This window comes from Rhizobium sullae (genome assembly GCF_900169785.1).
GTDB lineage: Bacteria > Pseudomonadota > Alphaproteobacteria > Rhizobiales > Rhizobiaceae > Rhizobium > Rhizobium sullae.
This window is the reverse complement of record NZ_FWER01000059.1, coordinates 1-19,369: the sequence shown is the minus strand read 5'-3', so window position 1 is coordinate 19,369 and position 19,369 is coordinate 1. Positions and strand designations below refer to the sequence as shown.

At 60.3% G+C, this 19,369-nt stretch carries 25 protein-coding genes and 2 pseudogenes; 8 read left to right on the top strand and 19 right to left on the bottom strand.

Features of this window, described 5'->3' with window-relative positions; genetic code table 11:
* Nucleotides 1-46: 46 nt before the first annotated feature.
* From BN1800_RS32800 to BN1800_RS32785, 4 genes are all read right to left on the bottom strand, one after another.
* The gene (locus BN1800_RS32800; RefSeq protein ID WP_087003851.1) at nucleotides 47-1,504 is read right to left on the bottom strand and encodes a multicopper oxidase family protein; all 1,458 of its coding nucleotides are present in this window, start codon (nucleotides 1,502-1,504) and stop codon (nucleotides 47-49) included.
* Between the two features lie 114 nt (nucleotides 1,505-1,618).
* Complete coding sequence (locus BN1800_RS32795) at nucleotides 1,619-1,996, bottom strand: hypothetical protein (RefSeq protein ID WP_087003848.1); 378 nt, start codon at nucleotides 1,994-1,996, stop codon at nucleotides 1,619-1,621.
* 19 nt (nucleotides 1,997-2,015) lie between these two features.
* Nucleotides 2,016-2,321 (bottom strand): hypothetical protein, encoded by a 306-nt coding sequence (locus BN1800_RS32790; protein ID WP_087003845.1) that lies wholly within the window; start codon nucleotides 2,319-2,321, stop codon nucleotides 2,016-2,018.
* Between the two features lie 242 nt (nucleotides 2,322-2,563).
* Complete coding sequence (locus BN1800_RS32785) at nucleotides 2,564-3,118, bottom strand: recombinase family protein (protein WP_425299088.1); 555 nt, start codon at nucleotides 3,116-3,118, stop codon at nucleotides 2,564-2,566.
* Between BN1800_RS32785 and BN1800_RS32780 the strand changes: the two genes are divergently transcribed.
* The 5 genes and pseudogenes from BN1800_RS32780 to BN1800_RS42990 all read left to right on the top strand — a co-directional run bounded on the left by BN1800_RS32780 (nucleotide 3,087) and on the right by BN1800_RS42990 (nucleotide 4,315).
* Nucleotides 3,087-3,284, top strand: coding sequence for a hypothetical protein (locus BN1800_RS32780; RefSeq protein WP_087003890.1), 198 nt, complete (start codon nucleotides 3,087-3,089; stop codon nucleotides 3,282-3,284). The genes BN1800_RS32785 and BN1800_RS32780 overlap by 32 nt on opposite strands.
* 194 nt (nucleotides 3,285-3,478) lie before the next feature.
* Nucleotides 3,479-3,616 (top strand): hypothetical protein, encoded by a 138-nt coding sequence (locus BN1800_RS43000; RefSeq protein ID WP_244564740.1) that lies wholly within the window; start codon nucleotides 3,479-3,481, stop codon nucleotides 3,614-3,616.
* Nucleotides 3,617-3,871, top strand: a complete 255-nt coding sequence (locus BN1800_RS42995; protein WP_244564739.1) for a biotin/lipoyl-binding protein — start codon at nucleotides 3,617-3,619, stop codon at nucleotides 3,869-3,871.
* Nucleotides 3,872-3,982 (top strand): annotated as a pseudogene (locus BN1800_RS44435) (HlyD family secretion protein); the annotation flags it as partial.
* Nucleotides 3,983-4,111: 129 nt separating this feature from the next.
* The gene (locus BN1800_RS42990) at nucleotides 4,112-4,315 is read left to right on the top strand and encodes a hypothetical protein (RefSeq protein WP_244564738.1); all 204 of its coding nucleotides are present in this window, start codon (nucleotides 4,112-4,114) and stop codon (nucleotides 4,313-4,315) included.
* Between the two features lie 234 nt (nucleotides 4,316-4,549).
* On the opposite strand, the gene BN1800_RS32770 is transcribed toward BN1800_RS42990, so the two are convergent.
* Entirely contained in the window at nucleotides 4,550-4,756 is a 207-nt protein-coding gene (locus tag BN1800_RS32770) for a hypothetical protein (RefSeq protein ID WP_087003842.1), read from the bottom strand.
* Between the two features lie 36 nt (nucleotides 4,757-4,792).
* Nucleotides 4,793-5,056 carry a hypothetical protein gene (locus BN1800_RS32765; protein ID WP_087003887.1) on the bottom strand — a complete coding sequence of 88 codons (264 nt, stop codon included), beginning with the start codon at nucleotides 5,054-5,056 and terminating at the stop codon, nucleotides 4,793-4,795.
* An 80-nt stretch (nucleotides 5,057-5,136) separates the two neighbouring features.
* Here BN1800_RS32765 and BN1800_RS32760 point away from each other — a divergent pair.
* A pseudogene (locus BN1800_RS32760) lies at nucleotides 5,137-5,376 on the top strand (thiamine pyrophosphate-binding protein); the annotation flags it as partial.
* Nucleotides 5,377-5,572: 196 nt separating this feature from the next.
* On the opposite strand, the gene BN1800_RS32755 reads toward BN1800_RS32760, so the two are convergent.
* From BN1800_RS32755 to BN1800_RS32720, 8 genes are all read right to left on the bottom strand, one after another.
* Entirely contained in the window at nucleotides 5,573-6,322 is a 750-nt protein-coding gene (locus tag BN1800_RS32755) for a TIGR04290 family methyltransferase (RefSeq protein WP_425299087.1), read from the bottom strand.
* 14 nt (nucleotides 6,323-6,336) lie between these two features.
* Complete coding sequence (locus BN1800_RS32750; RefSeq protein ID WP_087003836.1) at nucleotides 6,337-7,380, bottom strand: UDP-glucuronic acid decarboxylase family protein; 1,044 nt, start codon at nucleotides 7,378-7,380, stop codon at nucleotides 6,337-6,339.
* Between the two features lie 21 nt (nucleotides 7,381-7,401).
* Nucleotides 7,402-8,505 (bottom strand): CgeB family protein, encoded by a 1,104-nt coding sequence (locus tag BN1800_RS32745; protein WP_087003833.1) that lies wholly within the window; start codon nucleotides 8,503-8,505, stop codon nucleotides 7,402-7,404.
* On the bottom strand, nucleotides 8,502-9,590 hold the full coding sequence (locus tag BN1800_RS32740) for a CgeB family protein (protein WP_087003830.1): 1,089 nt from the start codon (nucleotides 9,588-9,590) through the stop codon (nucleotides 8,502-8,504). The genes BN1800_RS32745 and BN1800_RS32740 overlap by 4 nt, the downstream gene beginning before the upstream one ends.
* A complete protein-coding gene (locus BN1800_RS32735) occupies nucleotides 9,587-10,717 on the bottom strand; it encodes a CgeB family protein (protein ID WP_087003827.1) in 1,131 nt (376 codons plus the stop codon). Before BN1800_RS32735 ends, BN1800_RS32740 begins: the two co-directional genes overlap by 4 nt.
* 3 nt (nucleotides 10,718-10,720) lie before the next feature.
* Complete coding sequence (locus BN1800_RS32730; RefSeq protein ID WP_087003884.1) at nucleotides 10,721-11,794, bottom strand: glycosyltransferase; 1,074 nt, start codon at nucleotides 11,792-11,794, stop codon at nucleotides 10,721-10,723.
* A gap of 83 nt (nucleotides 11,795-11,877) precedes the next feature.
* Nucleotides 11,878-13,902, bottom strand: coding sequence for an NAD-dependent epimerase/dehydratase family protein (locus BN1800_RS32725; protein ID WP_087003824.1), 2,025 nt, complete (start codon nucleotides 13,900-13,902; stop codon nucleotides 11,878-11,880).
* Entirely contained in the window at nucleotides 13,899-15,005 is a 1,107-nt protein-coding gene (locus BN1800_RS32720; protein WP_087003821.1) for an NAD-dependent epimerase/dehydratase family protein, read from the bottom strand. Before BN1800_RS32720 ends, BN1800_RS32725 begins: the two co-directional genes overlap by 4 nt.
* A gap of 270 nt (nucleotides 15,006-15,275) precedes the next feature.
* Here BN1800_RS32720 and BN1800_RS32715 point away from each other — a divergent pair, with 270 nt between their 5' ends.
* Nucleotides 15,276-16,265: an MDR/zinc-dependent alcohol dehydrogenase-like family protein gene (locus BN1800_RS32715; RefSeq protein WP_087003818.1), complete on the top strand. Its 990-nt coding sequence runs from the start codon at nucleotides 15,276-15,278 to the stop codon at nucleotides 16,263-16,265.
* Complete coding sequence (locus tag BN1800_RS32710; RefSeq protein WP_280173984.1) at nucleotides 16,262-17,287, top strand: Gfo/Idh/MocA family protein; 1,026 nt, start codon at nucleotides 16,262-16,264, stop codon at nucleotides 17,285-17,287. Before BN1800_RS32715 ends, BN1800_RS32710 begins: the two co-directional genes overlap by 4 nt.
* Before the next feature lie 427 nt (nucleotides 17,288-17,714).
* On the opposite strand, the gene BN1800_RS32705 is transcribed toward BN1800_RS32710, so the two are convergent.
* The 5 genes from BN1800_RS32705 to BN1800_RS32685 form a co-directional block, all read right to left on the bottom strand.
* Entirely contained in the window at nucleotides 17,715-18,161 is a 447-nt protein-coding gene (locus tag BN1800_RS32705) for a CBS domain-containing protein (protein WP_087003815.1), read from the bottom strand.
* Nucleotides 18,162-18,215: 54 nt separating this feature from the next.
* Nucleotides 18,216-18,452 carry a hypothetical protein gene (locus BN1800_RS32700; protein ID WP_087003813.1) on the bottom strand — a complete coding sequence of 79 codons (237 nt, stop codon included), beginning with the start codon at nucleotides 18,450-18,452 and terminating at the stop codon, nucleotides 18,216-18,218.
* Between the two features lie 45 nt (nucleotides 18,453-18,497).
* Entirely contained in the window at nucleotides 18,498-18,722 is a 225-nt protein-coding gene (locus tag BN1800_RS32695) for a hypothetical protein (protein WP_087003810.1), read from the bottom strand.
* Between the two features lie 17 nt (nucleotides 18,723-18,739).
* Nucleotides 18,740-19,114, bottom strand: coding sequence for a hypothetical protein (locus BN1800_RS42020; protein WP_087003807.1), 375 nt, complete (start codon nucleotides 19,112-19,114; stop codon nucleotides 18,740-18,742).
* A 25-nt stretch (nucleotides 19,115-19,139) separates the two neighbouring features.
* The coding region (locus tag BN1800_RS32685; protein WP_280173983.1) for a sigma factor-like helix-turn-helix DNA-binding protein at nucleotides 19,140-19,369 on the bottom strand (230 nt) is incomplete at its 5' end.

The window sequence follows — 19,369 nt, the reverse complement described above, 5'->3', positions numbered from 1 at the left end:
GATTCCATAGAGTTGCAGAAAGGGGTTCGCGGTCTCGGAGATCGCGTCAGCCCATGCCGTCATAGGTGACGTAGGCCATCATGCCCGTCGCCATGTGGTAGAGGTGATGGCAGTGAAGCGGCCAGCGGCCAGGATTGTTGGCATCGAAGGCCAAGGTGACGCTCGCCATCGGCGGCACCAGGACCGTATCCCGCACGGCGCCCGCAAGCGGCGTCCCGTTGATGGCGGTTACCTGGAAATGATGGCCGTGCAGATGCATCGGATGCGCCATCATCGACGTGTTGCTGATGGCGACCTCGATCCGCTCGCCACGCTTCACGAGAAGACCGTCAGCGCCATCGATGCCCCAGGTATAGGCGGCCATGTTGCCCGTCAGCGAGAGCTCGAAGCGGCGGTCCGCCGGACGTGCCCCCAGGGGACTGACAGCGCGCAGCCGCTGTTCGAAATCGAGCCCGAGAACCGGCCCCTTCGCTTCGCCCGCGACCGGAATCCTGCGGATCTCCGCGCCTGCAGTGACCAGGAGGACGCCCGTGCGTTCCGCAGCACCTTCGCGAAGGGCAAGGACGGGAAACGCCCCGCCCTGCTTCGGCAGGCTCAGGCGGATATCCAGGCGCTGGCCCATGGCGATGGGGAACGACTTCCCGGCGACCGGCGCCACGTCCTGCCCATCGACGGCGACCAGTTCTCCGGAAAGGCGGCCGGTGTCGATGGTGAAGGCGGTCGCCGTCGCGCCGTTGATGATGCGCAGGCGGACGTGGCCGCCCTTGTCGACCCTGACGACTTCGGGATCGTCGAGCGCGCGGTCGTTGGCGAGATAGGCGTCGTAGTCGATATCATTGAGGTCCATGGCCGCCATTCCCGGCATCGCCATGCCCATATGCTGCATGCCGGCCATTCCTTTCATCGAACCGTGATCCATCGGCATGACGCCGGGCGCGGCATTCCCCTTCAGCTTCGCCAGCAGTTCCTCCGCTGACAGGAAGGAGAAGTCGTGCAGCAGGACGATGACGTCCTGCTCGTCCCGCTTCAGGTCGTCGGCGGTCCGCACGATCAGCGGGGCGGCGAGCAGGTTCTGCTCCTGCAGCGTGTGGGCGTGCATCCAGTGCGTGCCGCCGGCGCCGACCGGAAAGGTGTAACGGCGGGTTTCGGACGGCTGCAGCAGTGCCGCCGGATTGTCCGGCACGCCGTCGGCCGCCCACGGCGGCGTCAGACCATGCCAGTGGATCAGCGTCGGCTCGTCGATGGCGCTGGACAGCGCGACGTCGAATTCGGTTCCGGCCTCCAGCGCCAGACCCGGCCTGCCGTCGGGCTGGACAAGCCCGAAGACGCGGGCGGCTCTGCCCTTAACGTCGATGGTCCGGTAGCCGACGGACAGGGCACGCGGCGAAGCCGACGGTTTAGCGGCGCTGTCCAGTGCCCAGGTGCGGATCGGATGAAGGGCGGGCGATGTTCCAAGCGCTGCTGCGCCGACCATCAGGCCGTTGAGAAAGTCACGACGTTTCATTGTGGTGCGGTCCTTGGTTCCGGGTCGGCATAGCCGACCATTGGTCTTGGGCACCCAGAGGAGGAAGCCCGTGGAAGCGACCAGAAGCCGCAACGAATGCGGCTTCTGGTGTCCTCAGACCGGAAGACGAGGAGGACCGAGCGTGGGCGGGAGCGCCAGACCGCTTCCGGTCTGGTCGCCCCATGCGAAACGGAGGAAGGAACCTATGGCTGCGGGAGCGCCCGTCCTGTCCATGCTGGCCAGGACGATGCAGAAGCCGCATGGGACTGCGCAGCAGGGCTTGTGATCAGGAGTGTGAAGGCCGCCTTGGAGCGAGACGTGGGCGTCCTTTGTCACAAAGGAGGAATGCTCGAACCCGGCGTGCCCGTGGGTCGGGCGTTCATGGCACTGCATCGCCTGCGCTGTGGCCGCGGGCGCAAGCAGAAGCGCGAGTGCGACCAGGAAGGTCAGCACTGCGTTCACCCATGCGAACTTGCGACGGTCGGCGACCATGTGGGCTCCGCTCCCCTGCTCAGCCGAAGCGCCGGCTGATGAAGTTGAAGATCGCAGCGATCAATGCTCCTGCATATCCGCCGAAGATGACGCTTTGAAGGAGGCCTAGCGCCAAGCTTCTGAGATCGAAGCCCGTCAGGCCGAGATAGAACTGCAGCCAGGGCCTGTGCAGGCCCCATTCGGGAGCGACGATGCCGAGAAGCATGCAAAGCAGGAACGATGTGGCCGCGAAGGCGGCAAGTGTTGCGCCAAGGATCGGGACGGAGACATGCGCCGGCGTCGCCGGAGATGCTTCGGGATGGGACTGCAAGGTTATGTTCGCCATTGAACGATCCTCCATCGCGGCTGTCCGTACAGCCATGATGATAGATTAGTATTGAACCTTTCCTTCGGCGGGTTCTTTGATTCAAATCAATAATGCCGAAATGGACCATTGAAGCCAGGAAACATCTCAGGATGCGGCTGATCCAAAAAACAGCGGATATATCTGAGACAAGATTTCCGTCTTCGTGCTTTCCCTTTGACGTCGAGCCCAAACGCGCTTCACCTGGGCTTCGCTACATCCGGTCAGCTTGGCCGTCCTGCTGATGCTGTTGCCGCTAGACCGGAAGACAATATGCGTTCATGTGTCACCTGGTCTGCCTGACGACCGGCATACTTGCCGCTCGCCTTTGCCAGTTCGATGCCCTGCCGCTGGCGTTCACGGCGATCCTCGAAATCGTCCCGAGCCATTTGCAGGGCGAGCTTCAGCAGCATTCCTTGGAGAGATTCGATTACAATCTTCGCAATGCCGTCAGCACCCGCCGCGATGTCGGTAAGTTCCACAATACCGGGCACGGCAAGGCGTGCGCCCTTATCCCGAATTGTCTCGATCAGCTTTTCAGCCTCGGGCAAAGGCAGACGACTGATGCGGTCGATCTTTTCCGCGATTACGACTTCGCCGGGCTGAAGATCCGCTATCAGACGCAGCAGCTCCGGCCGATCGGCGCGAGCGTAGCTTGGTTGAGTGCATAGCGGCCGAAGGTGAAGCAATCGGAACAATTGCTCGACTGCCGTGTTCGTTCCGCAACGAAAGGAGCATGCTATGGCAATCAAGAAGCCGAGAGATGGTACGCCAGGCACGACGGATCAGTCGCCACGCTGGGAAGGCCCTCCCGCGACAAAGCCCTCCGGATATCTGCCGGCCAAGGATAACCCTGAACGCGACCGCGACGCGCATGGCGAAAACTTGAACGATCCTAAGGTCAGGAAGGTGTCTGACGCTTTCAAGACTAAGAAGAATCGGTAGCGGCTGCACCGCGTTGAATGAAAAAGCCGGATCGCATTTTTCTCCGGCTTTCGTCGCAAGAACTAGTCGGCGCTAGCCTTTTTGCTCAATCCAAAACGCGGGAATCTCACGTGTCCCTGGATCAGCGCACCTCTCAGAAAGCCGAGAAAACGGAATATCCGCGGGAGGTTCCTGCGGAAAGGACCCAACAGCAAATGGATGCACACGAGAAGGAGGACAATCGCTCTTTCCTTCACCGCCATCCGCTGATGGTCGTTCTCGTCATAGGTTCTTTGCTGCTGCTCTCGATCGCAGGTTATTTCATCTGGCTCGTCTATTTCCATCCATATTAAATGACGGATGATGCCTTTGTGGAGGCCCGGCGCTTTTCGGTGGCGGCCAAGGTTTCCGGCTATGTGTCGGAGGTTGCCGTTACCGACAACCAGCACGTCATGGCAGGCGACGTGATCCTGAAAATTGATCCTCGAGACTACCAGATCGCGCTGGAACAGGCCAATGGGCAGGTCGGAGTTGCCAGTGCCGCGATTAGGGCCGTCGTGGCGCAGATTGCAGCCGGCGCGGCAGCGATTGACGAGGCGAAGGCATAACTGAACTCGGCCGCCGCCGAACTCCAGTTCGCAAGAGACGACGCCAATCGCCAGCAACAGCTGGTCAAAAGCGGCGCCGGCTCGCAGCAGGCTCCGAAACAGTCGGGTTCGACGCTGCGGCAGGCCGAGGCGAGTTTTGCTCAGGTCCAGGCGAAGGTTACCTCGGCTGCGAAGAACAAGGCGGCGCCCGAGGCGCAGAAAGCAAGTGCCATCGCAAGTCTCGCTCAAGCGAAATCGCAGGTGGAGGCTGCCCGCCAGAACCTGCAATATACGACCGTCACTGCCGCCCAGCCGGGCCGCGTGGCCCGCCTCAGCGGATCGAAAGGTGAATATATCGAAGCCGGCCAGGCCGTTGCGATGTTCGTACCAGACGAGATCTGGGTCAGCGCCAATTTCAAGGAGACACAGCTTGCAGACTGCGCCCCGGTCAGCCCGTTGGCCTGAGGATCGTTCAAGTTTTCGCCATGCGCGCGCGTCTCAGGCACCCCGTCAGCGCGAAGCGGCTGCGACACTCACTCGGTGACATGCTTGCACACGCGCCCGGAAAATCGGCAAGAGCGCATATGCCATCAAATAAGCGCGCTTTGAGACCGCGCGGTGCAATGGGATTGCCTGGCGATACTGCTATCACGCGGGACTGAGGCGCAGGCGCCTGGATTGCTTTTGACACCTATTGCCTTACTTATTTGTTCTCCCGCGCTGCCTTGGATTGATACCGCCCTGCGGCGTGGTGTCATTGGCGACATCGCCTTCAATCGTATTTTCTCCCTGCAGGGCTTCGTCATCCGTTGGTTCTGAAAGGCCTTTGGACCGGCCGATGCCGGGATCTTCCTTCAGGTCGCGATCGCTCGGCTTGCGGGTCTTCGGATGTTTGGTCGCTGTCATGATCGGCTCCCTTCGTGCGGGCCACTCGGGTCGGCTTCAGTGGCGTGCCACGAACTTGCTGAACCGACTCGTTCGGCCGTCGTCCGTCTTTTCCTGATAGAGGAAGGCGAGCTTGTTTTCGTCGAAGATTTCGAAGAACTTGTCCCAGGAAATTTTCTCCAGCGATTCTTCGGGTTCCCCGAAATCGATGCGAAGGATACCTCCCGGCTCCCGGCCTTTCACCCGAGCCGGATGACCCTGTCGGGCTTCCACCCAGTTGCGGATCTCTTGGTGATCCGTCGTCGTGTTCGAAGCACTCATGAAATCCTCCATTCGAGATTCACTTGAGCATGTCCGGCTAACCTCCAGCGACCTGGATTGTTCCCGCCATTGCCGATGACCTGGCAATCACCGTTGGCGATTTTATTGTCTCGCGTCTCAACGAATGGGGCGTGAAGCATATGTTCGGCTATCCCGGCGACGGCATCAACGGCGTCTTCGGCGCCCTGAACCGCGCGCATGACAAGGTCTCGTTCATTCATGCCCGTCACGAGGAAATGGCGGCATTCATGGCTTCAGCCTATGCGAAATTCTCAGGGGATCTCGGTGTCTGCATCGCAACCTCGGGCCCGGGCGCGTCTTCCAAGCGAGGAATTGCGGGCCCAAGATGCATTTTTCATGGCCGAAACAATCATAGAGAGGCCCCGGGAACACCCACCTTTGGCGGAGGACGTCCGCTGGGACCCCGCCTGCGGCCGATTGATTTAGACATTCCAGGACAAAAAGCGCCCGGTGCCAGTTCAAGAGTGGAGGTCCTGGTCGGTCGAACGGGAATGTTCATGCCTTCGAGATCGCAGGCGGAGCTTCAACCGCGTAGTGCCGTTTGCCGCGGCTGAGCAGATAAACCTCACGCTCGGGGTTCTGCTCAATGTTGAAACCTGAGCTCCTCAGCATTGCCTCGATGCCGGCTCTATTTGGAATGAACCAATTCGTCGGATCGTCGGAATAGCGTTCTTCCACAAAAAACAGCTTCGGATAATCCGATCGCTCAAACATGTCCCACCGTGAGAAGTCATAGTTTCCCTCGAGGCGAGAGATGGTGTCATCGCCGCGCTGCATGCACTGAAACAGCATCGTCTCGCCGACGACATGCTCGTAGAGGAGATCGAGGGCCAGCAGGGGATGACGCAGATGGTAAAGAACGCCCATGAAAAGCACGAGGTCGAATTTCTCGCCTAGCTTTTCGACGTCATAGATGGACATCTGCCGGAAATCGATGTCCGCGCCTGTGCGATCTGCCGCAAATCTCGCCTGCTCCAGATAACGCGCGTCAGAATCGATCGCCACCACTTGCCCAGCGTTGCGGCGGCGCATCTCAAGCGAATAGAAGCCGGCGTTGCAGCCAATGTCGAGGACACTGCGCCCTTCCAGATCATCGGGTACGACATGCTTGAAGCCCGCCCACTTGAAGCTCGGATAATCGCCGAGAAAGTGATCAGGGGCGGTCTCGACGCCTTGGATGCGAATATTGTGAAACCATGGCCCGAGCGCCCTGATCTGGCGTTCAAGATCTTCCCTGTCCGTCATGCTGAAGTTCATGATCAAATGCCCATCGCTCGGCTGGCTGCACGATTTACGGCCACTTCTCGCCGTTTGGCGCGGCGCATCAGCGTACGTTCGGCGAGCGTCTGCTCAAACCAGGCGATCGTCTGCGGCAAGCCTTCCGAAAGTGGAACCTTCGGTTCCCATCCCAGAAGCATGCGTGCTCTTGTGATGTCCGGACGGCGGCGCTGCGGATCGTCGGCAGGCAACCGCTTGTAGACGACCTTTGATCGTGTCGGCACCATGGCCAGCACCATTTCAGCCAGTGCGGCAACGGTGAATTCACCAGGATTGCCAATGTTGACCGGCACGCCGGGATTGGGTTGGATATTCGTCAGCCGTACCAGACCATCGATGAGATCGGAGACGTAGCAAAACGCTCTTGTCTGTTCGCCGGTGCCGTAGATCGTCAGAGCCTCGTTGCGGAGTGCCTGAACGATGAAATTGGAAACGATGCGGCCGTCCTCGGGTTTCATGCGCGGGCCGTAGGTATTGAAGATGCGCACGACGCGAGCATCGACCCGGCCTGCACGCAGGCTGTCGAAGCAGAGCGTCTCTGCGGCCCGCTTTCCTTCATCATAGCAGGCGCGAGGCCCTGTGCAGTTCACGTGCCCCCAATAGTCCTCCTGCTGCGGATGCACCTCCGGGTCTCCATAGACTTCGCTGGTCGATGCCTGCAGGAACGTTGCGCCATGGCGTTCGGCGAGCCGCAGCAGCTTTCCGGTGCCGGCGACACTCGTCATCATGGTATGGACCGGGTCGGCCTGATAGAGTGGAGGCGAAGCCGGACAGGCAAGATTATAGACCTGATCGAGCGGCTCGCCGATCTGAAGCTCGTCGCAGATATCTTGCTCGATCAGGCTGAACTTCGGGTGGTTCTGCAGGGGAGCGACGTTGATCGGCGAACCGGTCAGGTAGCTGTCCACGCAGATGACGCGGTTGCCGGCAGCAAGCAGCGCATCGCACAGGTGCGATCCGACGAAGCCAGCGCCGCCGGCGACGAGAATGGTTTTGCCCTTCCCTGCTTTGGTCCTATCCAGCATCGGCCTTTTCTCCTTTTGAACTCAAGCGGAAATCCGGTGATCTTGCCGTTCGATGCCGCTATCTGCGAGCATCGCGGCAAATTCCTTGGCGCGTGCCAAACCCGTATGGTGGCTGGCGACCCTTTTGTACGCTTCATCTGCCATGGCCTTGCGGCGCTCTGTGCCAAGCCCGGTTAATGCCGCGACAACCTGAGCAGTATTGCGGGCGACGATGGCGGCTGTTCCTTCCGGCAGCAGTTCGTCGAGCCCCTCCCAGAAGTCGCTGATGATCGGGGTCTGGCACGCTGCGGCTTCGAACAGCCTGACGCTCGGCGACCATCCCGCAGCGATCATGTCGGCGCGAGTGATGTTCAGCGTGAAGCGCTGCCGGCTATAGAAGGACGGATGCTCGGAAGGCGGCAGGTGGTCGATCCGCTCGACGTTATCGGGCCACGTCGTATCTTCCGGATATTGCGGACCCGCAACGACGAAGCGCATGTGGGGCAATTGGCTTGCCGGTTCGATCAGAAGGCGGCAAAGCGCTGCCTGACGGTCGGGGCTGTATGTGCCGAGATAGCCAAGATCCCATGCAAGCGGCTCGCCTGTATTGCGGTAGCGCTCGGAATCGACCGAGCAATAGAGCGCTTCGGCCCGCCGTGCGCCATACGATTTCGTAAGCCGGCCGAGAATCATAGGACCGCCCGAAAAGGAGAAATAGATGTCGAAGCGCGCGATCTGCCGGCGTGCCAGGTATTGTTCGTCGCCGCGATCGAGTGACGCGAGCGTGACCGGAGTATCAATGTCATAAAAGCAGAGGCGGTTCGGCTCAAGGGCTGCAACCATGTCGATGACGGCAATGCCTTCGGGCACGTAAGAGCCTATAATGACGGCATCGGCGCGCTTCATCCTGTCGCCGAAGCGGGAGACGAGTTCTTCAATGCCGTTATAATAGGACAGCTCGCAGAAATCCGGCGCCGGCAGGTCGCGCTGGCTCGCATACCAGGGAACGTCGCGCTCCAGAAACAGGACATCGTGCCCTTCCGCGTTCATGCCGCGTAGCAATGCGCGGAAAGTGGTGGCGTGACCGTTTCCCCAGGAGGAGGAGAGCGAGAGGCCGAGAACGACGATATCGAGGTGCCGGGTCATTCGGCGGCCTCCATCCGGTGCGGATGCGATCGGAAGATGCGGTCTGCTTCGTTGGCGCGATGGTCGTACGTGTGCTCCCGCAAGACGCGCTCCAATGCGCGCCTGCCGATTTCTCCGGCTCGTTGGTGGCTGAGATTGGCCAGAAGGTCAGCGACGTCTTTCCCGTCGCGGACAACGAGCACCTCCTCGCCGGGCTTCAGGAAAAGCTCGATCCCTTCCCAGTCGTCCGTCATGAGGCATGCCCCTGCCCCTGCTGCTTCGAAGACCCGCGTGGCCGGTGAAAAGCCGTTTGCCGCCATGCTGGCGCGCGAGATATTGAGGACGGCCTTTGGCGTGACATTGAAGGCGTTGTGGTCGCAGGTCGGGACGTGGCCGATGTATTTGACGTTCGGCGGCATCGGCTTGCCGTGCCAGCCGGAACCGCCGAGCACGAAAACCTGATCCTCCAGCCGCGCGGCAGGTTCCAAAAAAAAGGATTCCACACGTGCTTCCCGGTCCGGAAGGCGGTTGCCGAGAAAGGCGAGATCGGCGGCAAACCGTGCATCAGGTCTGACAGGATGGTGGGTTTCAGGGTCGAGCGCATTGTAGATTGGAATGCAGTCCCTGGCGCCGATGGTGCGGTAAGCTTTGACGACGGGATTGCCGCCGCCGTAGGTCAGCACGAGATCGAGAGTGGGAAGCGCATGCCGCAACGGCTGATCAGGCTGTTCACGAAGTGCTGCAAGGGTGGCCGGCGCATCGACATCCCAGAAGATCTTCAGTGCGCCTGGACGCGCCGCCAGCATGACTTCCTGCAGGAGGAGGTCGTCTTCAAATCCGACGCCGCTTGCCTTTATGACAATATCGGCGTTCCCGGCTTCGACGGCGGCATTCTTCAGCGCCTCGACCGTGCCCTCATAGACGACCACGTTGCACCAGTCCGGTGGCTCGATATCGCGATGCTTCTGACGGTCGTAGATATCCGGCTCGTAGAAAGTGATGTCGTAGCCCTTGGCCGAAAGCGCCCGCAGCAGCCCGCGGTAATACGTAGCCGCGCCGTTCCAGTAGGCCGAAACCAGGCTCGATCCGTAAAAGGCGATTTTCATTGCGCAGCCTCCCTTCCGCTGATAGCGCTGGTGACGCGATGGGTGCCGTGCGTGGCGAGGATGTCGAGGAGTTCATTCACGCGATGGCGGCAGGTGTGGCGGGCGTGAACTGTCTCTATGCCGCAAGCCGCAAGATCGGCGGCGAATGCTCGATCCCGCAGCACGTCGATGAGCAGCCGCCTCATTGCCCGGCCATCGCGGGCAAAGAGGAAATCCTTGCCCGGGCGGAACAATCCTTCGGCGTCGTCCCACGGTGCCGATATCAATGGAATGCCGCAGGCAAGAGCCTCGAATATGCGAATGGTGGGAATGCCAGGCAGAGCGTCGACATAAGGCCGGCGAGGTATGTGCATGGTCACGCGATTTTCTGCAAATGCGCGTGGCACCGATGCATTTGCGATCCAGCCGCCATAGACGATCCCCGCGCCGTCCAATGCCCGCAGGGCATGATCCGGATAGCGGACGCCTCGTACGGTGGTTTTCAGACGGATTGACCGGACAGGCTCCACCAGAAAGGCCGCGATCTCGGCACTGCGCTCGTCGTCTCCCCAGTTTCCTATCCAGATCAGATCGCCGGTTTTTTCAACCTCCGGCATCGGGTAAAACAGCGCCTCGTCCGCCGCCTCATGCCAGGTAAAGACGTTCCTGCCCCACCCGGAGCGCAGATAGCGCTGCCGAAGCGTTTCGCCGAAGGCAAGGACGACGTCGTAGTCCTCAAGATCAAGAGCGGCGATATCGCCTTGCGCCGAAACGGCACGGTGATGCGTGTCGTGAAAGACAAGCGTGAATTTTCCGCCGTTCCGTCGGGCCCGGCCGAGCCGGGCGACGAGTGCAGGATCTGTCCATTCATGGACGATGACGACATCGGCCTCGCCGACTGCCGCTTCGTGATCAAAGCCGCTATCGTAGATGCGCGAGCGCAGTTGCGAAAAAGCCTTTTCGAAGTCCTCAAGTGCCTGAGGGCCCTGATCGGCGAGAAGGTTTAGTCGGCTCCAGGCATTTTCCGGTTCGAGCGCCAGCGCTTCGTGACCACGACGGATGAGATCGCGCATGACGCCCCTTAGAAAGTGGGCGTTGCCGTGGTTCCAGTCTGATATCAGCGAATGGGTATAAAACAGGAACTTCATTGTTCACTCCGCCGCAGTCAACTTGTGCCTGTGCTGCATCGCGCGTGCATAGACATCCAGCAGCGCGTGGCACTGGACGTCGGGTAAAAATTCGCCGGAGCGTCGCCGCGCCAGAAGGCCGAGGTCGAGCCGCATGACCGGATCGGCAGCGAGCTGGTTGATTGCGGCCGCAAAGGCGCGCGGAGCGCGCGGATCGGCAAAGATAGCCGCCCCGTTCCACAGCTCCCGATAGGTGGGAATGTCGGCAAGGACGAGTGCCGCGCCAGCACGCGCCGCTTCCAGTGCGGCCAACCCGAACGGTTCGTATAGAGATGGCGAAGCGACAATTCCCGCGCAGGCCATCAGCACCATCGTCTCCTCGTGCGTCAGCTCGCCGGCAACTTCGGCATGTTGGGCTTTAAACAGCTGCCCGCTTGGTCCCGCCGCAGCCCCTGCCATGACGACGGGCCAATCGGCGAAGGCCGCAGCCTGGTCGAGAACGACGCCATTCTTGCCCTCGTCCCACCAGCGTCCGGCGGCGAAAACGAAATCCTTCTTGGGAGCAGGCAAAGGCACGAGGCGGCTGCAATTATGAACGACCTCGAGATTGGTAATCTGGCCATAACAGCGGCGCAGCGCATCGGCATGACTTCGGCTCGGTGCGAGCACGATGTCGGCGCGATCAAAGCCAAGGCGATTGCGCCGGTTTTGCCAACGCCAGCCGTGGGGCAGGCCGCAGCCGCGCACGCTATCGAACCATGTCGCGATACAGGAGTGCGAAACCGCGACGATTGGAATTCCGATCGCAAGGCCGGCGGCCTGTGACGGCAAGTTCAGGTGCAGGAGATCGACGGGATATTCCTCCACCAGTCTGCGAAGCAGCTTCGGGATCTCGACCAGCCGCCCCTCCTGATCGACGGTCCAGTCGAGCGGAGCCTCCAACCAGATAAGGGTGCCGATCGACAGAGCTTCGCGCCTCTGATGGGCCGACGGCAACGGTCCGAAACCTGCAAACACCGTTTCGACCCCGCCGTGGCGCAGCTCGCCTGCAAGATCCATCGCATAACGCCATATGCCGCCGACGGCATCGACCGTCATAAGGATCCGGTCTGGGAGCTCGCCGTCGCGGAGTTGACCGTGATGCGCTTGGCGCTGTAACCGTCTTTCATTTGCGGGGTAGGTCATGCCATCACTCTCCGTGCCTGCGCCAAGCCCCCACCAAAGCGGTTTCCGATGAGCCATTCATGCAAGTCGCGAATGCCGGCGCGCCACTTTATTTGCGCCTTCCAGCCCGATACCTTTTGAAGTGCGCGCGTGTCAGCGACGAAGAAAAGCTGGTCGCCGGCACGCCAATCGCTATGCGATGTGTGAAGCGACCGACCTGCAAGGTGTTCGATTTCGCGAAGCACTATCTGGATGCTGACAGAATTGTGCGGACCGCCGCCGAGGTTGAAGGCATGGCCCTTGATCCGGTCGATGGATGCAAGCGCTGCACGATAGGCGGCGACGGCATCATTGACGTGAAGAATGTCGCGAACCTGCTTGCCGTCGCCATAGATGGAGATCGCCTCGCCCTGAAGCGCGCGGATCAGGAAATGCGCAACCCAACCTTGGTCCTCCGTGCCGAACTGCCGTGGCCCGTAAATGCAGCTCATCCGCAACACGGCTGTCGGAAGACCGTATGATTTCGCATAGTCCAACACATATTGATCGGCTACTCCCTTCGAGCAACCGTATGGCGTACAGAAATCGAGCTTGTGCTCCTCGCTGATGCCATGCGCGCGGATGGTTTCGTCGAGTGGGATATAGCGATCGTCGAGAGCGACCATCTGCATGTCTTCGAGGTTGCCGTAGACCTTGTTGGTGCTGGCAAAGATCACAGCAGCATTGCGGCCTGCACTGCGCACCGCCTCCAGCACGTTGATCGTGCCGCGTGCATTGGCTTCGAAATCATCGATCGGCTGCAGCAGGCTGGTCGTTACCGCCGTTTGGGCCGCAAAATGGAATACGGCTTTGGCATCAGCAAACGCAGGTTCGATGCCGCGCAGATCACGCACGTCGGCGAGCACCGGGTGCACGCGGTCGCCATGATTATCTTTCAGCCAGCGCAGGTTCTGGTCGACACCGGGCCTGCTCAGATTGTCGAGAACGATGACATCCTCATGTTGCCTTAAAAAGCTGTCTGCGACATTGCAGCCGATGAAGCCACAGCCTCCGGCGATGACGATCGGCGCCGCCCCGCTTGCAAGCGACGGGGTCGTCAGCCGCGTCACTTCTTCAAGCCGTTTGATACCGCCTTCCGTCAAAAGGCGGGCAAGCAGCTTCGGCTGGTTGTTGGCGTCGACGGCGCCGAGATGATAGTGGCGCGGATCGAACCAGAGGCCTTCCTGCACGGGAACGTCCGGCGGCACGTCCCGCCAGCCGTACCAATACATCCGGTCGGCCGGCACGCTCAGTGCCGTCACGAAACGGCGGGCCTGCTCCATCTCATCATTGCGCCAGGTGGAATAGCCGGTCTCGGTGATCCAGATTTCGGCATCCTTGTTGTGACGGTCGAGGATCGCGCGCATTTCGCCGAGATGCAGGTCCCAACCGCCCCAGGTACTTGCTTCGCTGTCCCACGTGCCGGGAAAGCCGTGGAAGCCGACCGCCGAAACGACGTTGAGCACACCGCGTTCACCCATCAGGTTCAGCCAGTATGGGTCGAAAGGGCACGGTCCGCCAAGGATCGGCGACCATCCGCGATGTTTCGCCCAATAGGCGGCTGCGCCGACCATCTCGCAGAAAAGCCTGAAATCGGAATCCTCCCGCCAGTCCCAGTCGAGCAGGTTGTTTGGCTCGTTCCAGAGCTCGATGTGGCGGAAATGGCGACCGTAGCGGGTCAGCACATGATCGACGAAATCAGCATAGTCCTTGAGCACGCGCGGCGCGCCGGAAGACCGGCCGGTTCGAGAAAGCGAGGGTGGCGTGTAGTGTATGCAGGGAAGAAGGTCGATTTCCCTGCCGATCTTCGGAAGCAGCCAATCGAACCATTCCTTGCCGCCGGGCGCGAGATACTCGGCCCATGAGAGATGCGTGCGAAGATAGCTTGCGCCAGCGGCGAGGATATCCGGCAGCACCGTTTCCGTACGCTCGTACTCGCCGGGACGGAACCATTCCACGAAACCATATTGCCGCTGACGGATCGACCGACGACTTGATCTCATGATACGAGCCCCCGTTCTTCGAGTTGCCGTTTCATCTCCGCGCCCCTGTCGATCGCGCCGGCTCCGCGTACCCATTCGGCAAAGCTGCCGAGTGAATTCTCAAGACGGTATTGCGGATCGAATCCGAGCAGTTCACGCGCTTTGGAAATGTCGGCAAAGCAATTGCGAATATCGCCCGAACGGGCCTTGCCCATGATGTCCGGCGTGATTTCAGGCACGCCCATTGCCTCTGCAAGCAGCGCCGCGACTTCGGTGATGGTATAGGCGAGGCCGCTGCCGACATTGATGACCTGTCCTGGCGCCCGAGGTTGTTCGAGCGCAAGCCGGAAGGCACGAGCAATGTCGCGCACATGAACGAAGTCGCGCCGCTGCCTGCCGTCCTCGAAGATCATCGGCGGCTGCCGGTTTGAAAGCCGTGAGGCGAAATTCGCAAGCACGCCGGTATAGGGATTCGACAGCGCCTGGCCGGCACCGAAAACATTGAACAGGCGCAACGCGGTGGTTTCCACACCATAAGCCTCGCCGAAGATCAAAACCTGTCGCTCCTGCGCGAACTTCGTCAGTGCATAGATGGAGGCGAGATCGACCTGCTTCTCCTCGTCGGTGGCGACCGGAACGAGCGGCTCGCCGTCCGGACCGAGCGGGTCCCACTGTCCGGCCTTGACCTCGGCACCTTTGCGGCGGACGAAGCCGAGGCGCCGCCCGTCCCTCGTTTCATAGAGGCCCTCGCCGTAAACGCTCATTGACGAAGCGACAATGACGCGCCTGACCCGCATGCCGATCATCGCTTCGAGAAGCGTTGCTGTTCCGAGATCATTGCTGCCGACATAGCGGACGATCTCGTACATGGATTGGCCGACGCCGACTTCCGCCGCAAGATGGATCACATAGTCGATCTCATCGAGAGCCTGTCGGACTGCTGCCTTGTCGCGAACGTCGGCGCGGACAATTTCCGCTTCCGTCGACATGGCAGGTCCGGCATTTCCATGCACCTGATCGATCAGAGCGTCGAGTATGCGAAGATCATATCCCCGTTCAAGCAACTCTTGGGCGACATATCGCCCGATAAAGCCGCACCCTCCAGTAATGAGAACTTTTGGCATCGTTCACCTGAAGCTATGTGGATCAATAGGTTGACCTGTGTCGAACTGAGCCACACGGCGAAAGTTCCTTCATCAATGTCATCTTTGTCGTCTTTAATGTCTTCTTCTTCATTGACATCAACCCTCTATGGCGCTGCGCGGTTGTCGGATGCCACGAAACGTCGGAGCGTCACCGACCTTCCGCGTCTTGTCGGAACCGGAAGTCTCTTTCGGAGTTAACGCCATGGCTGTCGGTTTGTGGCGCTATTCCCGAGAAAAGGTGGACGGACAATGGATGCAGCGACACCAGAACACACCCGGTTCATGCAGGCGGCGGTGGTGACTGGGCCGGGCAAACTGAAGGTGCAGCGTGTTGCGTTGGCAGACCCGGGTCATGGACAAGTGAGGATAAGGCTTGAAGGCTGCGGCGTCTGCGCTTCAAACCTAACGCCATGGGCAGGAGCCGAATGGATGCAGTTCCCGACCGAACCTGGCGGTCTCGGTCACGAAGGCTGGGGTGTGATCGATGCCGTTGGCGCCGGCGTCGACGGCCTTGTCACCGGCGATCGCGTGGCGGCCCTCACCTATCATGCCTATGCTACCCACGATTTTGGCGATAGCGACGCAGTGGTGCGCCTGCCAAGCGAACTCGATGGCCAGCCTTTTCCGGGCGAACCACTCGCCTGTGCCATGAATATCTTCAAGCGCAGCGGCATTAAGGGCGGGCAGACCGTCGGTATCATCGGTATTGGCTTTCTTGGGGCATTGCTGACCCAGCTTGCAGTTTCGGCGGGTGCCTCCGTCATCGCTATTTCCCGGCGCCCCTTTTCGCTTGAACTTGCACGTCGGTTGGGAGCAACCGATACCATCCCAATGGAGGATCACCGCCAAATCATTGACGAGGTGCGCCAACTGACCGATGGCCGCTTCTGCGATTGCGTCATTGAAGCCGTCGGCAAACAATGGCCGCTCGATCTCGCTGCCGAACTGACGCGGGAACGCGGCAGATTGATCATCGCCGGTTATCACCAGGACGGCGTACGGCAGGTCAACATGCAGCTTTGGAACTGGCGCGGCCTCGATGTCATCAACGCTCATGAACGCGATCCAGCCATTTACATTCAAGGCATACGCGATGCCGTGGAGGCGGTGGCGAAAGGCAAACTTGATCCCCTACCCCTTTATACTCACAGGTTTCCGCTCGAACGGCTCAACGAGGCACTTAACGCGACGCGCGATCGCCCAGACGGCTTCCTGAAGGCCTTGGTGATCTACCCGTGAACCGGTCAATCTCTCGCCCGACGCCCACTTTGAATACGCGCCGCCCGCGATTGGGCTTTCTCGGCCTCGGATGGATCGGCCGCCACCGGATGGAGGCGATCCTGAAAACAGGCCTCGCTGACGCGGCAGCAATCGCCGATCCTTCATCCGGCGCAATCGAAGACGCGCTGAAATCCGCGCCATCGGCTAAGGTCGCGGCCTCCTTGGACGGGCTTCTCGATCTAGATCTGGATGGTATCGTCATCGCCACACCGAGTGCGCTGCATGCCGAACAATCGATCGAGGCATTGGAGCGCGGTGTGGCAGTCTTCTGTCAGAAGCCGCTCGGGCGGAGCACTGAGGAAGTCACGGCCGTAATCGAGGCCGCTCGCCGCGCCGATCGCCTGCTCGGCGTCGATCTCTCTTATCGCCACACCGCCGCCATGCAGGAGATTCGCAATCTTGTCCGCAGCGGCACGCTTGGCGAGATTTTTGCCGCGGACCTCACTTTCCACAACGCCTATGGTCCCGATAAGCCATGGTTCTACGACAAATCGCTATCCGGCGGCGGTTGCGTCATGGATCTCGGCGTACATCTCGCCGATCTCGCGCTTTGGGCGTTCGATTTTCCTGAGGTTGAGCACGTTTCCGCGAGGCTTTACAGCAAAGGTAAGCCCATCGGCAACAACAGTTGCGAGGTCGAAGATTTCGCGGTGGCTACCATCGACGTTGCAACGGGCGCAGTATTGCGGCTGACGTGTTCCTGGCGTCTGCAGGCCGGTCGCGATGCGGTGATCGGCGCCTGCTTTTACGGCACCAAGGGCGGTGCGGAATTCCGCAATATCGACGGTTCGTTCTATGATTTCGTCGCTGAACAATATGAGGGAACGCATAAGGCCCTCTTGACGGCACCGCCCGATGATTGGGGCGGGCGTGCCGCAGCCGACTGGGCCTGGAGGCTGGCCGAAAGCCGCCGGTTCGATCCGCAATCAGAGCATCTCATCGCTGTCGCGCGGCTTCTTGATGCTATCTACAAGCGGTAGTCCGCTGCAGTCGGTACTCCAAGGCGCGCCTTCCCGCCGCTCCGGACAACAGCGAAAATATCAGTCGAAGCTCCTGCAGGCTTCATTGGCGTGCCTCGCGACCTTGCTTGCCGGATCCATACCTGTTGCTGGCTCAGTTCGGGGATAGCATAGCATTCCTCCGTCTCCGGCGGCGGCATCCGCGCCGGTTCGTGGCCGATGCGAAGCGCCTGCCGTCATCGGTATTGCCGCAGTTGCCGAATCCATCGCCGTGGATCGGAAGGTGAATGACGTGGTGGGGGATTTTTTCATATTGCCGGATTTGCGGGCGTAATCCTCGCCTCAATAGGCGAAGGCGCCGCCGACATAATCCGGGCCGAACAGATTGCTCGTATTGAAGGTGAGACCTAATCGCACGCGGCCAGCCTGCCGCAACACGCTGCCGTCGCTAGTGACCTGGGCCGCTCGACTGCGAGTGCTCGCCGCCGTGCCGCGATATGCCTGCCAACGCGGCACCTGCTGAGCGATTCCCTGCAGCTCGGGCCAGGTCGCCGAGGGAGAGGATGCCGACAAGGACCTTGCTTCGCTCGACGACTGGAATCCGCCTAATCTGATGATCGGCGAGATACTGGCAGACCTCCTCCGTGTCTTGATCATCAAAGCAGTATCTGACCTTCGACGTCATGATACCGCCGACCTTCGCCTCGGGGCCCCAGCCCTCAGCGACAGCGCGCACCGTGATGTCGCGATCTGTCAAAATGCCGACGAGCCGGCCATTTTCCGTCACCGGCACGACACCAGAGTCGAGTTCGGCCATGAGCCTTGCTGCTTCCTGTATCGTCTGCTCCGGGGTGACCAGCCGGACACCCAGCGTCATCACTTCGCGCACTTTCATGATTCTTCCTCCGCCTTGTATGGATTGTCACAGCGGCCGAACGTGCTTTGCCCGCTACGCGCCGCCGCGCTTTCGGTGCGGGCTTTCCTGATTGCGACCACGAAGCACGCTGCGGTCGTCTTCCTGGATTTCAGGCGACGGCGCGATACTTTGGCCCTTGCGATACGCCTTCTTCGCAGCCTCGGTCTTCTTCAGGTCCGCCGCTGCGTCAAAATCCTTGTCGGCATTGGCAGTATTCTCCCGCTTTTCGATGACGCGAAGCTGCTGTTCGTGGGTCTTCTTACCTACCATCATTGCCTCCTTATGGCTTTCGCGAGCTTGGTCCGCGCGATCGCACTAAGATCGCTTTGCTGGCCGGCGGTTAGCGGCATGATCTTGATATTGCTCGGTTTTGATGTTCTTGCTGTCGAGACCACGCGTTTTTGAGTGCTGGGCCTTATCACGGTTTGACAGGACCATGTTTTCACCGAGGCGCTCATCGTCAACCGTCGAAGCGGCCCCTGATGCGTCGCCCTTGCCTTGCGAGCCGCGACCGATATGCTTCTTGCTGCTGTCTACCATTTTTCCGTCCTTTTTGTTTAGAACATTTGACGAACCACCCGGCCGGACAATTGTTCCCGACTCCGGGAGGAAGCTTGCACTTCTGAGGTTTGCCAGCGGGTCAGATCAGGCGCGATTTGGCTCTGTTGTCTCTTCATCGGCTTGGGCCGGCAGCCGCGGCGCGAATGATATATGCGACCCGGAAAACCAAATCTGGTGATCATGGCAAGCGGCCCATACTTCACGGAGATGCCGGCAATGAATTGATCGCTTGCCGCTGCCATCTTTTTGAAGAACCCGGTACCCTCGATGAAGTGGTCCGGCACGCTACGGATTGGTTCAATGCGCATCTTCGCCCGCCAACGCCGCCGCAACAAGGATGACATTTTTGGATTGGCGCTGAAGAAACCCATGCCCAGCCGTTGCGCCAAAGGAAACTTAAGACTTTCTTATCGGTGATCCTCGCGTATCTGGAGAGACATTTGCGCCGTTGAGGCGGGCAGCGAGATGACCGCGTGCGCGATTGACACGGCTTTTTATCGTACCGATCTCACAGCCGCAGAGACCGGCTGTTTCCTCGTAACTTAGCCCCCAAGCAACGTAGATAAGAGCCTTTCGGTGTTTCACAGGGAGGTTCTTCAGGGCCGCCCGGACGTCGTTCGCAAACA

Excerpts from the sequence above, each read along its gene's own strand:
- BN1800_RS32800 (WP_087003851.1), bottom strand. The coding sequence starts at position 1,504 with ATGAAACGTCGTGACTTTCTCAACGGCCTGATGGTCGGCGCAGCAGCG.
- BN1800_RS32795 (WP_087003848.1), bottom strand. The coding sequence starts at position 1,996 with ATGGTCGCCGACCGTCGCAAGTTCGCATGGGTGAACGCAGTGCTGACC.
- BN1800_RS32790 (WP_087003845.1), bottom strand. The coding sequence starts at position 2,321 with ATGGCGAACATAACCTTGCAGTCCCATCCCGAAGCATCTCCGGCGACG.
- BN1800_RS43000 (WP_244564740.1), top strand. The coding sequence starts at position 3,479 with ATGGATGCACACGAGAAGGAGGACAATCGCTCTTTCCTTCACCGCCAT.
- BN1800_RS42995 (WP_244564739.1), top strand. The coding sequence starts at position 3,617 with ATGACGGATGATGCCTTTGTGGAGGCCCGGCGCTTTTCGGTGGCGGCC.
- BN1800_RS32770 (WP_087003842.1), bottom strand. The coding sequence starts at position 4,756 with ATGACAGCGACCAAACATCCGAAGACCCGCAAGCCGAGCGATCGCGAC.
- BN1800_RS32765 (WP_087003887.1), bottom strand. The coding sequence starts at position 5,056 with ATGAGTGCTTCGAACACGACGACGGATCACCAAGAGATCCGCAACTGG.
- BN1800_RS32755 (WP_425299087.1), bottom strand. The coding sequence starts at position 6,322 with ATGACGGACAGGGAAGATCTTGAACGCCAGATCAGGGCGCTCGGGCCA.
- BN1800_RS32750 (WP_087003836.1), bottom strand. The coding sequence starts at position 7,380 with ATGCTGGATAGGACCAAAGCAGGGAAGGGCAAAACCATTCTCGTCGCC.
- BN1800_RS32745 (WP_087003833.1), bottom strand. The coding sequence starts at position 8,505 with ATGACCCGGCACCTCGATATCGTCGTTCTCGGCCTCTCGCTCTCCTCC.
- BN1800_RS32740 (WP_087003830.1), bottom strand. The coding sequence starts at position 9,590 with ATGAAAATCGCCTTTTACGGATCGAGCCTGGTTTCGGCCTACTGGAAC.
- BN1800_RS32735 (WP_087003827.1), bottom strand. The coding sequence starts at position 10,717 with ATGAAGTTCCTGTTTTATACCCATTCGCTGATATCAGACTGGAACCAC.
- BN1800_RS32730 (WP_087003884.1), bottom strand. The coding sequence starts at position 11,794 with ATGACGGTCGATGCCGTCGGCGGCATATGGCGTTATGCGATGGATCTT.
- BN1800_RS32725 (WP_087003824.1), bottom strand. The coding sequence starts at position 13,902 with ATGAGATCAAGTCGTCGGTCGATCCGTCAGCGGCAATATGGTTTCGTG.
- BN1800_RS32720 (WP_087003821.1), bottom strand. The coding sequence starts at position 15,005 with ATGCCAAAAGTTCTCATTACTGGAGGGTGCGGCTTTATCGGGCGATAT.
- BN1800_RS32715 (WP_087003818.1), top strand. The coding sequence starts at position 15,276 with ATGGATGCAGCGACACCAGAACACACCCGGTTCATGCAGGCGGCGGTG.
- BN1800_RS32705 (WP_087003815.1), bottom strand. The coding sequence starts at position 18,161 with ATGAAAGTGCGCGAAGTGATGACGCTGGGTGTCCGGCTGGTCACCCCG.
- BN1800_RS32700 (WP_087003813.1), bottom strand. The coding sequence starts at position 18,452 with ATGGTAGGTAAGAAGACCCACGAACAGCAGCTTCGCGTCATCGAAAAG.
- BN1800_RS32695 (WP_087003810.1), bottom strand. The coding sequence starts at position 18,722 with ATGGTAGACAGCAGCAAGAAGCATATCGGTCGCGGCTCGCAAGGCAAG.
- BN1800_RS42020 (WP_087003807.1), bottom strand. The coding sequence starts at position 19,114 with ATGGGTTTCTTCAGCGCCAATCCAAAAATGTCATCCTTGTTGCGGCGG.